Origin of the sequence: Leclercia sp. LSNIH1, assembly GCF_002902985.1 — a bacterium.
Classification (GTDB): domain Bacteria; phylum Pseudomonadota; class Gammaproteobacteria; order Enterobacterales; family Enterobacteriaceae; genus Enterobacter.
Genome location: NZ_CP026167.1, coordinates 154,658 through 166,391, shown reverse-complemented (window position 1 = coordinate 166,391; position 11,734 = coordinate 154,658). Strand labels below are relative to the sequence as shown.

General features: G+C 55.4%; 12 protein-coding genes. 5 read left to right on the top strand and 7 right to left on the bottom strand.

The features are described 5' to 3' along the window. Positions 1 to 28: 28 nt before the first annotated feature. Positions 29 to 379, bottom strand: a complete 351-nt coding sequence (gene cusF / locus C2U54_RS00860) for a cation efflux system protein CusF (RefSeq protein WP_103176982.1) — start codon at positions 377 to 379, stop codon at positions 29 to 31. Between the two features lie 29 nt (positions 380 to 408). After that, entirely contained in the window at positions 409 to 1,794 is a 1,386-nt protein-coding gene (locus C2U54_RS00855) for a Cu(I)/Ag(I) efflux RND transporter outer membrane protein (protein WP_103176981.1), read from the bottom strand. Between the two features lie 183 nt (positions 1,795 to 1,977). On the opposite strand from C2U54_RS00855, the gene C2U54_RS00850 reads away from it, so the two are divergent. Continuing rightward, positions 1,978 to 2,661: a copper/silver response regulator transcription factor gene (locus C2U54_RS00850; RefSeq protein WP_103176980.1), complete on the top strand. Its 684-nt coding sequence runs from the start codon at positions 1,978 to 1,980 to the stop codon at positions 2,659 to 2,661. Beyond that, the gene (locus tag C2U54_RS00845; protein ID WP_103176979.1) at positions 2,651 to 4,123 is read left to right on the top strand and encodes a Cu(+)/Ag(+) sensor histidine kinase; all 1,473 of its coding nucleotides are present in this window, start codon (positions 2,651 to 2,653) and stop codon (positions 4,121 to 4,123) included. The genes C2U54_RS00850 and C2U54_RS00845 overlap by 11 nt, the downstream gene beginning before the upstream one ends. Positions 4,124 to 4,194: 71 nt before the next feature. On the opposite strand, the gene C2U54_RS00840 is transcribed toward C2U54_RS00845, so the two are convergent. Further along, a complete protein-coding gene (locus C2U54_RS00840) occupies positions 4,195 to 5,034 on the bottom strand; it encodes an AraC family transcriptional regulator (RefSeq protein WP_103176978.1) in 840 nt (279 codons plus the stop codon). Positions 5,035 to 5,200: 166 nt separating this feature from the next. Between C2U54_RS00840 and C2U54_RS00835 the strand changes: the two genes are divergently transcribed. The 3 genes from C2U54_RS00835 to C2U54_RS00825 are packed head-to-tail and all read left to right on the top strand — an operon-like array spanning position 5,201 to position 9,501. Beyond that, entirely contained in the window at positions 5,201 to 7,009 is a 1,809-nt protein-coding gene (locus C2U54_RS00835; protein ID WP_103176977.1) for a DUF2264 domain-containing protein, read from the top strand. Positions 7,010 to 7,040: 31 nt separating this feature from the next. Next, the gene (locus C2U54_RS00830; protein ID WP_197431824.1) at positions 7,041 to 8,285 is read left to right on the top strand and encodes an oligosaccharide MFS transporter; all 1,245 of its coding nucleotides are present in this window, start codon (positions 7,041 to 7,043) and stop codon (positions 8,283 to 8,285) included. Between the two features lie 28 nt (positions 8,286 to 8,313). Then, positions 8,314 to 9,501 (top strand): glycoside hydrolase family 88 protein, encoded by a 1,188-nt coding sequence (locus C2U54_RS00825; protein ID WP_103176975.1) that lies wholly within the window; start codon positions 8,314 to 8,316, stop codon positions 9,499 to 9,501. Between the two features lie 21 nt (positions 9,502 to 9,522). Here the strand turns inward: C2U54_RS00825 and C2U54_RS00820 are convergent, their stop codons facing one another. The 4 genes from C2U54_RS00820 to C2U54_RS00805 form a co-directional block, all read right to left on the bottom strand. After that, positions 9,523 to 10,053 carry a hypothetical protein gene (locus tag C2U54_RS00820; protein WP_412531177.1) on the bottom strand — a complete coding sequence of 177 codons (531 nt, stop codon included), beginning with the start codon at positions 10,051 to 10,053 and terminating at the stop codon, positions 9,523 to 9,525. 20 nt (positions 10,054 to 10,073) lie between these two features. Then, the gene (gene lysM / locus C2U54_RS00815) at positions 10,074 to 10,514 is read right to left on the bottom strand and encodes a peptidoglycan-binding protein LysM (protein WP_103176973.1); all 441 of its coding nucleotides are present in this window, start codon (positions 10,512 to 10,514) and stop codon (positions 10,074 to 10,076) included. Between the two features lie 193 nt (positions 10,515 to 10,707). Then, positions 10,708 to 11,022 (bottom strand): putative quinol monooxygenase, encoded by a 315-nt coding sequence (locus C2U54_RS00810; protein WP_103180983.1) that lies wholly within the window; start codon positions 11,020 to 11,022, stop codon positions 10,708 to 10,710. 29 nt (positions 11,023 to 11,051) lie between these two features. After that, on the bottom strand, positions 11,052 to 11,633 hold the full coding sequence (locus C2U54_RS00805; protein ID WP_103176972.1) for an NAD(P)H-dependent oxidoreductase: 582 nt from the start codon (positions 11,631 to 11,633) through the stop codon (positions 11,052 to 11,054). Positions 11,634 to 11,734 lie beyond the last annotated feature (101 nt).

Here is an 11,734-nt window from a genome sequence, read left to right as displayed (position 1 = left end):
CACGCTCAGTGCACCGTATCTGGCGGGATTAATCCTGGGTGTGGATATCCTGTAATAACGAGATGTTGCCCTGCTGCACAAAGGTAAATTCAACCTTGTCGCCCGGTTTAATATCCTGCAGGTGCGTCGTGGGGGTCAGGGTGAAACGCATCGTCATTGCTGGCCAGTTCAATGCCGCGACAGGTCCGTGGGCGATGGTTATCTTTTTTTCTTGCATATCAATATGTTTGACTTCTCCTGTGGCGTTGACCACCGGATGTTGCTCTGCCGTTGCCGCGGTGGGCTGCATGTTTGCCATGTCATGCCTGTCGCTGGCGTGCGCGCTGAACAGGGTCGCGGAACAGAGGCCGAATAAGAGTGCGGTAGAGAGCGTTTTCATCGTGATAATTCCTGAGTGAAGTAAGGGAGTTATTCAATCCAGCCGCCGCCGAGAGCGGTGAATAACGTAATTTCGTTTACCTGACGGGCGTAGTTAAGGTCGAGTAAGGTCTGCCGGGTGGTAAACAGGGCGCGTTCGGCATCCAGCACTTCGATATAGCTGACCGCGCCATGCTGATAGAGGCCTCTGGCGCGCTGTTGGGTTATCTGCAGCGAGGTGAGATAGCGCTGCTGCGCCGCAATCTGATCGCTAATGTGCTGGCGTAATGCCAGCGCATCCGCAACCTGTTTAAAGGCGGTCTGGATCTTATTTTCATAATTCACTACCGACTGTTGCTGACGAATTTCAGCCAGGCTGAGGTTCGACTGATTACGTCCGGCATTAAACAGAGGCAGCTCGATTTTGGGGATAAAATTCCACATCCCACTGCCCGCAGAAAACAGGCTGGATAACTCGGTACTGCTGCTGGATAACGCGCTGGTGAGAGTGATGGACGGGAAAAAAGCGGCGCGGGCGGCACCGATATTGGCATTGGCCGCCAGCAGCTCGTGTTCAGCCTGCATGATATCCGGGCGCTGCAATAAAATGTTTGAGGAGAGATTTGGCGGTAATACTACGCCATTATTTGCAATATCCTCGCGATAGCCATTCTTCGGCAGCGGGTTCCAGGTACCCAGCAGCAGATGCAGGGCGTTATCGGCCTGCACCAGCTCCCCTTGCCGCCTGGCGATATCGCTGCGGGTGCTCTCTATGACGCCACGCGCCTGCTCCAGTGCCAGCACACTGGTGCTGCCTGTCAGCAGTTGCTTCTCAACAAAGGTATAAGCACGCTCATAGTTGGCTAACGTCTCCTGGGCCACCTGGAGCTGGGCCCAGGCCCGCTGCTGATTGAAATAGGCCTGCGATACATTCGAGATAAGTAAAATATGTACCGCCCGATGAGCTTCGGCGCTGGCAAGATACGCCTGACGCTCAGCTTCACTCAGATTTTTTAAGCGGCCAAAGAAATCCAGATCGAAGCTAAGGTTGAGGCCTGCTTCATAGTCCCCCGTGGTCGATGCATTCCCGTCCACTCTCCCGCTCACTGTTTTACGGCCATCCATCGTCAGTTGCGCAAAACGGTCGGCATCCGTTACGCCGTATTGCGCCTGGGCTTCCTCTACTTTCAACGCCGCCATTCGCAAATCGCGGTTATTTACCAGCGCTTCGTCTATCAGGGCCTTGACGTGCGGATCGACAAAAAAGGCCCCCCAGCCGCTATCCCGGTAACCCGGCGTGGTAGCCACTAATGCATTCTGGCTGAGCGAGAATTGCGACGGCACCGGGGCGGACGGGCGCTGATATTCCGGTGCCAGCGAAAGACAGCCGGTCAGAATAAAACTTACGCTGAGCGTCATTAATTGAAATTTACGCATAGGTTTTCTCGCCCGGGCGGATCCTTAAAGGGGTAGTTCAACGACGGGTACTTTACGTTCCGGGCTCTGTTTGACGGGTGACAGGAAAATGACAAAGCTGTCATTAAGCGGAATATGCCTTTGCTATCGAATCCGGGATGCCTAAAATCTCAGGCTCGCAGCGCAGGGCAGGGAGAGAACGTCATGAAAATTCTGATCGTCGAAGACGAGAAAAAAACCGGCGAGTATTTGACTAAGGGGCTGAAAGAGGCCGGGTTTATTGTCGATCTGGCAGACAACGGCCTGAACGGTTTTCATCTGGCAATGACCGCAGATTACGATCTGTTGATCCTCGACATTATGCTGCCGGATGTGAACGGCTGGGATATTGTCAGGATGCTGCGCACGGCCAACAAAGGGATGCCCATTCTCCTGCTCACCGCGCTGGGCACCATTGAACATCGGGTCAAAGGGCTTGAGCTAGGCGCTGATGATTATCTGATTAAGCCTTTTGCCTTTGCCGAACTGCTGGCCCGGGTAAAGACGTTACTCCGTCGTGGCGCGGCGGTGATGGTCGAAAGCCAGTTTCAGGTAGCCGATCTGACCCTCGATCTGGTCAGCCGTAAGGTAACGCGCAACGGAACGCGCATCACGCTGACCAGCAAGGAGTTTACCTTGCTGGAGTTCTTCATTCGTCATCAGGGCGAAGTATTGCCCCGGTCGCTGATTGCATCTCAGGTCTGGGACATGAATTTTGACAGCGATACCAACGCCATCGACGTGGCGGTGAAAAGGTTGCGGGGCAAGATTGATAACGATTTTGAACCACGGCTCATCCAGACCGTGCGCGGTGTAGGCTATATGCTTGAGGTGCCAGATGATCTTTAGGCGCTCCCCCCGGCCTTTTTCGTTGGCCACGCGGCTCACGTTCTTTATCAGCCTCGCCACCATTGCCTCTTTTTTTGTCTTCACCTGGGTAATGATCCACTCCGTAAAGGCACATTTCGAAGAGCGCGATATTCATGATTTGAAGCAGATAGGCTTCACCCTCGAAACGGTACTGAGCCATCAGGAGGAGCCGGAAAAAGAGCGGCTGGAAATCCTGCAAAATGTCGTGGCAGGCTTCGCCAATATCTCTGTTTTGCTGCTGGATAGGGATAATCGTCCGGTTTTTCAGTCCTCAACCGGACCCGATTTGAACACCCTTCTCAACGATCCCGCCCCTGGCAGAGATTTGCGTGCCGGACATGTGCTCTTATGGCGTGATCCCGCCCCGCACCAGGGAATGGCTGATAGTGCGCAGGCGCAGCACAGCGCCTGGCGTATAATTATGCTACCCATCGGCAAAAAAGCAGATGGCACGCCCGCCTATAATTTACTGATGGCGCTATCGATCAATTTTCATCTGCATTATATCAATGACCTCAAAAACAAGCTGATGATAATGGCGTCGATAATCAGCATTATCGTGATCTTTATTGTGCTGTTTGCCGTCTATCAGGGGCATAAACCTATCCGCAGTTTAAGTCAGCAGATCAAAAATATTAGCTCGGCCGATCTCGGTGTCCGCTTAAATAACCAAAATGTGCCCATTGAGCTGGAAAGGCTGGTGATCTCTTTTAACCATATGATTGAGCGTATAGAAGATGTCTTTAACCGGCAGTCCAATTTTTCTGCCGATATTGCTCATGAAATGCGTACCCCGATCACTAATCTTGTCACGCAAACCGAAATAGCTCTCAGCCAGCCACGTAACGTGAAAGAGCTGGAGGAAGTGCTCTACTCCAGCCTGGAGGAGTTTTCACGCATGTCGAAAATGGTCAGCGATATGCTATTTCTCGCCCAGGCAGATAATAACCAGCTGATCCCGGAAAAAGAGAAGCTGGATCTGGCGACGGAGATCGCCACGGTTTTCGACTTCTTTGAAGCTCTGGCCGAGGAACGCGAAGTAGCGCTAAGCCTGGAGGGGCAGGCCACCCCGGTGGAGGGCGATCCGCTGATGCTGCGTCGGGCAATAAGCAACTTACTGTCAAACGCCATCCGTTATACCCCACGCGGGAGCACCATTACCGTTCACCTGCGCTCAGGGGAAGGGGAAGTGCATATTAGTGTGGAAAACCCGGGCACGCCTATAGCGCCTGTGCATTTATCCCGGCTGTTCGATCGCTTTTATCGGGTCGATCCCTCTCGTCAGCGAAAAGATGAAAACAGCAGCGGCATCGGTCTGGCGATCGTTAAATCCATTATTACTGCCCATAATGGACGGGTATCCGTTGAGTCAGATAAAACCTCGACGCGCTTTATTCTGATGCTGCCTGCTCAGTCAGGGGCCATTAATCCGCCGTTATGATGAACAGGAAAAGTATCACTATGCTGTCATTTTTTCAGAGATGAATGAACATGAGCGCGCAGCCGTGTGTCTCAGGGCTGCAGATGATTCTTCCGGTACTGTAAGGGCGTCTCTCCGATCCCCTTTTTAAACGCGCTGATAAAGTAGGTCACGTCTGAAAACCCCACCCGCGCGGCAATCTCCCGCACGCTGGCGTCTGAATGCAGCAGGCTCTCACAGGCTTTGCGTAATCGTAACGTATTCAGGTAATCGTGAATTTTCTCTCCCGTCTCCGCATGGAATTTCCGTGATACGTAGCTGCGGGATTTACCCAGCTCGTCTGCCAGCGCATCAAGACTGAACTTATGCTGGTAGTGCTCATCCAGCCAGAACATTACCTGGCTGGCGATACCGTGGCTGTTGCCGGGCTGGCCTTCGTCATCGTGCGGCAGCATGGCGAACAGGCTAATCAGCAGGCTGGCGATGCGCTCGCCGTTCAACGGCGGCGGGTAGCAGCTGAAGAGATGATCGATATGGCTGTGGCAGTGGGCCATGTCCGCTACCCAGGCTTCTCCTCCCCGTTGGGACAGCTTCTGGAGTCGCTGTTGGGTCTGGGGAAAATCACGCAGGGCTTTCATTACCGCATGCTGATCGAGATGAATAATGGTCCGGCGGTAGTTCGCTTCGGCCTGGGGGTCGACCATCACCTTGTGCAGGGTAAAGGGGGGAAAGAAAAACAGCCTCCCCGGGCGCATGGTGTAGTGGCGGTTATCGACAATCGCCACGCCAAAGCCCTCTTCGACATAGAGGATCTCCAGACACTGATGCCAGTGGTGATAGCGCACGGTGTTGGCGAACAGGCGACTGAACGACACGAGGGTATCGTTCAGGGTGATGAGCTCAAGGTGTTCCGGCGTAGGTGTTTCGCGCATAGTGCAATAAAACTCAACTTTTCCCTTTTCTTTCCTCTTTATAAACCACCATTTTAAATTTCCTCAACTGCGGGTTTATTCATCTCTCACTCCTGTGACCCGGCTAACATTTCTGCACCTTGTTGATTAACTATGCTTTGCCGCAGTTGATTGCGAGGACAAGCGTATGTGCGCGGCAAATAAAGAAAAATCAAATCCGTTGTCATCCCGCCAGGATCTGGTGGCGGCCCTGAACATGTGGCTTGCGGCGGTAGATAATCAGTTTCCGGCGGGGAGTTCGCGGTTTTCACTGGGCGATACCTGCGCGCACTACGCCCGGGATGTGGCGCAGATGGAGGGGCTCTCCCGTGTCTTATGGGGGCTGTTTCCGTTGATGGCCGCAGGCGACAGTACGCCGTTCAGCGATAAATATATCGCCGCCATTAAGCAGGGCACCGATCCGCAAAGCGCAGGCTACTGGGGCGAAGCCGGGCCTTATGACCAGCGTCTGGTGGAGATGGCGGCCTATGGCCTCGGGCTGGCGCTCCTACAGGACAAACTTACTGAACTGTTTAGCGAACGTGAGCTGATGAATCTGCACGCCTGGCTGAACCAGATCACCGACGCGACGATGCCGGACAGCAACTGGAACTACTTCGCCATCATGGTCCAGCTTGGCTTTAAGCGCGCCGGACTGCCCTACGACCAGCAGGCCATCGATCGCCGCTTCGCCATGATGGAGACCTACTATCTGGGGGACGGCTGGTACTCCGACGGTCCGGGACGGCCAAAGGACTACTACATCTCAATGGCGTTTCACTTTTACGGTTTGATCTACGCCACCCTGAGCGGTGATGAGGCGAGGGCAGAGGTGCTGCGCCAGCGTTCGCGCCTGTTCGCGGAAGATTTTATCTATATGTCCGCCGCCGACGGCGCCTCGGTGCCCTTTGGCCGCAGCCTGACCTACCGCTTCGCGATGGTCGCCTTCTGGAGTGCGGTGGCTTTTTCCGGGCTGGAGGTGTTCACGCCGGGGATTGTGAAAGGGATCATCCTCCGTCATCTGCGCTGGTGGCAGCAACAGCCGATGACCGATCGCGACGGGATCCTGACGCTGGGTTTCGCCTACCCGAACCTGGCGATGTGCGAGGACTATAACTCCCCCGGCTCGCCTTACTGGGCGCTGAAAACCTACCTGATTCTGGCCCTGCCGGAGAGCCATCCGTTCTGGCAGGCAGAAGAGCAGCCATTACCTGCGCTTGCCGAAAAGCGCCTCATTCCCCATGCCCAGCAGATCCTGATGCAGGCGGATCACGTCACCATGCTCACCGCCGGACAGCTGGAGCTGAACAACTATGTGAACACCGAGGCGAAATACACCAAATTTGCCTACTCCAGCCGCTTTGGGTTCACCATCGAGCGCGGACGCTTCGGCATCAAGCATGCTGCCTGCGACTCCATGCTGCTGCTGGCCGATGGTGATAACTACTTCCGCGGACGCCGCGAATGCGAGGCGGTCCGCGTCGACGAGAACTTCATCTTTTCGCGCTGGTCGCCGTGGCACGACGTCCACATTGAGAGCTGGCTGGTGCCGTTTGGCGAGTGGCATCTGCGCCTGCACCGCATCAACAGCGCCCGCACGTTGCAGACGGTGGAGGGCGGTTTTGCGGTAATGAAAACCGACCATCAGCTTATCGGGCGCGGCAGTTATCTGAATGCCGCGAACGGCAGCAGCGTCATTGTCGATCTGTCGCCTGTCATCAGCCGTCAGCCTGACAGCGTGGTGACGCCACCCAACAGCAGCATCATGTTTGCCGAATGCGCCGCCATTCCGGTGCTGACCACCACTCTCCCGCAGGGGGAGAGCTGGCTATGCAGTGCGGTATACGCCTCCGGGAAAGCGCGTGCAGAGGCAAACACACCACAACTGAAAATAGAAGATAACCGGGTCGTTATTTGCGCGCCCGGAAGCGAACGTAAGCTGTCGTTCATTTTATAAGAGCCTTACCCTGGATATCGGCGAGGATGGTATGAGCAACAAAACTGAATATTACAAAATCAGCAGTTTTATCTTTCTCTATTTCTTTACCTGGTCGGCCAGTATTGGTTTGCTGGCGATCTGGCTCGGGCAAAAAGCCAACCTGAGCGGCTCGGTGATCGGCACCGTATTTGCGGTAAATGGTGTCTTCTCCGTTATTCTGAAACCGATCTATGGCTATATTCTGGATAAGATCGGCATGAGCAAATACCTGCTCTATTTTGTGGTGGCGATGTCCGCCCTGATGGCGCCGTTCTTTATTTATGTCTATCAGCCGCTGTTAATGTCCAACACCATGCTGGGGATTATTATCGGCGCGCTCTATTTAAGTTTCGCCTGGTATGCGGGCGTCGCGGCGTGCGAATCCTATTCCGACCGTTTCAGCCGTCTGAACGGCATGGAATTTGGTCAGATCCGTATGTGGGGATCGCTCGGCTGGGCGGTGGCATCGTCGTTCTCCGGCCTGCTGTTTAACCTCTCTCCTGCGTACAACTTCATTATGGGCAGCGTGGCGTCGGTCATTATGCTGATTGTCCTCCTGAGCCTGAAGGTGAACACCAACTCGGCCCATGCCGGTGAGGTGCTGACCAAAGAGAAAATCGTTCCGGCGGATGTTTACGCCCTGCTGCGCAGCCGCAAATTCTGGGCCTTCTGCCTGTACGTGGCGGGCGTGGCGTGGATGATGTTTATCGCCGAGCAGCAGTTCTCGCGCTATTTCGTCACCTTCTTTGATGACGTGCATCAGGGCAACGCGGTCTTTGGCTATCTGGGCACCGTGCAGTCGGGGATGGAATTTGTCATGTATATGGTCATCCCGCTGTTCGTGAATTTTATTGGCGCCAAGCGTGGGTTATTGATTGTCGGTCTGATTGTCGGGGCGCGCCTGATTATTTCCGGGATCTGCGATTCGCACCTGCTTATTTCGGTTCTCAAGCCGCTGTACGGTCTGGAGATCTGCCTCCTGCTGGTGTCGGTCTTTAAATATATCGCCGAGCATTTCGATAAACGCGTGAACGCCACCATGTATCTGCTGGGCTATCAGGCAATGCTCTACGTCGGTAATGTCGTGGTCTCTTCCCCTGCGGGTTATATGTATGACCGCATCGGCTTTGAGCAGACCTATATCATCATGGGCGCTACGGCGCTGACCTTTACCCTTATTTCCGCCTTCACGTTATCCGCCTGCCAGAGCAAATGGCGCGGCGCAAAAACACTGAACGTTGCTGAACATCACTAATTTACGTCGTCAAAGAAGGAATCGAATTATGTTAAGTCGTATCACCGAGGAACGTCTGGCCGATATTCCCGTGCCCGTGGATGAACGCGCCTTTAGCGATGAATTAATCTCGGCACGCAGCCATATCCTCGACCTGATTAGCCGTCATTTAACGGAATTCGGTGACAAATTCCCGGCAGAAACCTGCAAAGAGGGGTTTTATCCCCTGACCGATAACGTCGAGTGGACCACCAGCTTCTGGACCGGGCAGCTGTGGCTGGCGTGGGAGATGAGCGGGGACGAGAAATTCCGTGAGATGGCCCAAAAACACACGCGCTCGTTTGGCCTGCGCATTGCCGGGCGCAGCGACACCAACACCCACGATCTCGGCTTCCTCTACACGCTCTCCTGCGTGGCGGACTGGCGGCTGACCGGCAGTCGCGAGGCGCGCGGCTTCTCGCTGCTGGCGGCAGAAGCTTTGCTGGAGCGCTTCCACGAGAAGGCGAAGATCATCCAGGCGTGGGGCGATCTGGCCGACCCGGAACAGGCTGGCCGGATGATCATCGACTGCAACATGAACCTGCCGCTGCTCTACTGGGCGACGGAGCAGACCGGCGATCCGCGCTTTGCCGAGGCCGCTAAAGCCCATGTGATGCAGGCCGCAACGTACCTTATCCGTGACGATGCCTCCACCTTCCACACCTACTATATGGATGTGGTCACCGGCGCGCCGCGCTACGGTAATACCCAGCAGGGCTATGCGGACGACTCCTGCTGGTCGCGGGGCCAGGCGTGGGGGATTTACGGCTTTCTGCTGAGCTATATCTATACCGGCGACGAGACGATGATCGCCCTGTCAAAACGGCTGGCAAACTACTTCCTCAACCGCCTGCCGGAGGATTACGTCTGCCACTGGGATCTGGCGCTGGTAGGCACCGACGCGCTGCGTGATTCATCGTCGGCGGCGATTGCGGTATGCGGCCTGCTGGAGCTGGTGAAGCATCTGCCGGTGACTGACCCGGATCGCGAGCGCTATCTGGCGTGGGCGAAAGGGATCATGTCCTCGCTGACCAGGCACTACCTGATGGGAAAAGAGGAGAAGGGCAACGGCGTGCTGAAACACTCTGTGTATCACCTCGCCAGCAATAAAGGCGTGGACGAGTGCGCCAGCTGGGGGGATTACTTCTACGTCGAAGCGCTGGTGCGCTTTACCCAGAGCTGGAAACTGTACTGGTAAGAAAACGCTGGGGTGGCGTTGTTACCACCCCAGCACTTCAGTGATTACCCGCCGGTAGGGGGTGTCGATTTGGGCTGGCACCTGGTCAAAATAGTCCCGCGCGTGCTGGCGGGCCTCGCCGCTCAGGCTATCCAGATAGACAATCGCTTCGTCCACGGTAGGCACCCGCCCCTCCAGTGAGGCGCTTCTCGGTGGCAGCCCGGTCCAGATCACCGCCTCGATGCCTCTCTCGGCCGCCCATTTAGCAAGCAGGCCGGTGTGGCGCTCTCCAGTCAGCAACGAACCGATACCGTCACAACGTTCCTCAGGGATCCCTTCGCGCTCGCGCAGGGCCTGACAGGCAACGTTCAGGGTTTCCGCGTTGAGCCACGCCCAGAGCACGGGAACGGCAGGTGCGTTCATGCAGAGGGCGGTGGCGAGCTCGCCGCCATCGCTGATCCGACAAAATTCAACGGGGAGCGATGGCCCGTCAGTTTTCCACTCCCCGACGACGGGGAGTGGGCCGCTTTTCCATATCAACGAGCCCCAGCCCAGACAGGCTATCTTCATCATCTTCCCTCGGTGCGGTGCTATCAGGCTTCTGGAATACGCAGCGTCTGGCCGGGATAAATTTTATCGGGGCTGGAGAGCATAGGGCGGTTGGCTTCGAAGATTTTGTTGTACTGCGACGCATCGCCATACACCGTTTTGGAGATAGCGCTCAGCGTATCACCCGATTTGACCGTATAGTAGGTGGCTTCTTGTTGGGTGTCGGTGGCGGTGATGCTGTTTTCCACCTCGCTGACGCCCGCGATGTTCCCTACCGCGACCTGGATTTTTTCCTTCTGCTCCTGGGTGAGTCCGTCACCCGTCACCACGGCCTTACCATCGTTGACGTTGACCTGCACTTTGTCGGCGCCCGGTATGTTGAGTTTTTTAAGGTGTTCAGTCACCTTATCGCTCTGACCTTTGTGATCGGTCAGGTTATCCCACAGCTTTTCACCTGCCTCTTTAACGAAGTTAAAAATTCCCATTCCTTCCTCCAGATAACAATGAAATCAGAAGTAAGCATAGCAGGTGCGTTTTGAGGTGATAAAAAAAGCCCGGAAACGCTATGCGTACCGGGCCTGAGATTCGGTGCTGTTGGTATTGCCGGGCGGCACTTCGTTTGCCCGGCCTACGGTTTTGTAGGCCCGGTAAGCGTAGCGCCACCGGGCAAAACAGGGGTTAAACCCCGTTCTCCAGAATACGGATATGCGTTTCCAGAACGTCACCCTTCACCGCCTCGCTCCACGCTTTCATGTGCGGAGTCTGCAGATGCGCTTCAAGGTGCGCGACGGTTTCCCACTGCTCAACCATCACGATGGAGTCGGGGGCGGTGGTCTGGAAGCTGACGCCTGCGGCGGTGTCCACCATCGGCGCGTAGCCGTGGCAGCCGGCTTCATCTAAAACGGTCGGGATAATTTTAGCGAACTGCTCCAGCACCGCCTGACGGTGATGTTGGCCAGGACGGGTACGAATTTCAGCAATAACGGTAAGCATGGTCATTTCTCCTGATAACATGCAACCAGTTAAGCAAAAATTTCAGCCAGATGCTTGCGATATTCTGCGATATAGCGTGGCACGTCCGGCATTTTGATCACGTCGTTGGTGATAAAGGTCGGCAGCGCCTCCATTCCCAGGAACTGGTTGGCTTTGTGGAACGGCAGATAAACACCGTCCACGCCCACGCCGTGGAAGAACTGATCTTCTTCGGTGAAGGCTTCTATCGGGGCGTTCCAGGTGAGGGAAAGCATGTACTTTTTCCCCTGAATCAGACCGCCGGAGCCATATTTTTTCGAGGCATCTGAACGGGTGCGGCCATCGCTGGCATACAGCGCGCCGTGGCCTTCGGTAAAGACATCGTCCATGTACTTTTTCACGGTCCACGGTGCGCCCATCCACCAGCCAGGCATCTGCCAGATCACCACGTCAGCCCAGAGGAAGTTCTGCACTTCGGCCTGGATATCGTATTCACCGTCGGTGCGCACGACTTTAACATCATGCCCGGCGTCGCGCAGGAAGCCGTCCGCGACCTCGGTCAGGGTGTCATTCAGTTGGCCATTGGAGTGGGCGAATTTTTTTGCACCGTTGATAATTAAGATATTGCTCATTAAGTTGTCCTCAGAGTAGCGAGTCTGAGGGCTATTCTACGCGCGACAGCGGTGCGGTGAAATTAGCAAAATGTGCAAAGTCTTTTGCTATAGCAGCAATA

Coding starts and splice junctions, on each gene's coding strand:
- C2U54_RS00830 (WP_197431824.1), top strand. CDS start 7,041: ATGAGCAACAAAACTGAATATTACAAAATCAGCAGTTTTATCTTTCTC.
- C2U54_RS00810 (WP_103180983.1), bottom strand. CDS start 11,022: ATGCTTACCGTTATTGCTGAAATTCGTACCCGTCCTGGCCAACATCAC.
- C2U54_RS00835 (WP_103176977.1), top strand. CDS start 5,201: ATGTGCGCGGCAAATAAAGAAAAATCAAATCCGTTGTCATCCCGCCAG.
- C2U54_RS00855 (WP_103176981.1), bottom strand. CDS start 1,794: ATGCGTAAATTTCAATTAATGACGCTCAGCGTAAGTTTTATTCTGACC.
- C2U54_RS00845 (WP_103176979.1), top strand. CDS start 2,651: ATGATCTTTAGGCGCTCCCCCCGGCCTTTTTCGTTGGCCACGCGGCTC.
- C2U54_RS00840 (WP_103176978.1), bottom strand. CDS start 5,034: ATGCGCGAAACACCTACGCCGGAACACCTTGAGCTCATCACCCTGAAC.
- C2U54_RS00805 (WP_103176972.1), bottom strand. CDS start 11,633: ATGAGCAATATCTTAATTATCAACGGTGCAAAAAAATTCGCCCACTCC.
- C2U54_RS00820 (WP_412531177.1), bottom strand. CDS start 10,053: ATGATGAAGATAGCCTGTCTGGGCTGGGGCTCGTTGATATGGAAAAGC.
- C2U54_RS00825 (WP_103176975.1), top strand. CDS start 8,314: ATGTTAAGTCGTATCACCGAGGAACGTCTGGCCGATATTCCCGTGCCC.
- C2U54_RS00850 (WP_103176980.1), top strand. CDS start 1,978: ATGAAAATTCTGATCGTCGAAGACGAGAAAAAAACCGGCGAGTATTTG.
- lysM (WP_103176973.1), bottom strand. CDS start 10,514: ATGGGAATTTTTAACTTCGTTAAAGAGGCAGGTGAAAAGCTGTGGGAT.
- cusF (WP_103176982.1), bottom strand. CDS start 379: ATGAAAACGCTCTCTACCGCACTCTTATTCGGCCTCTGTTCCGCGACC.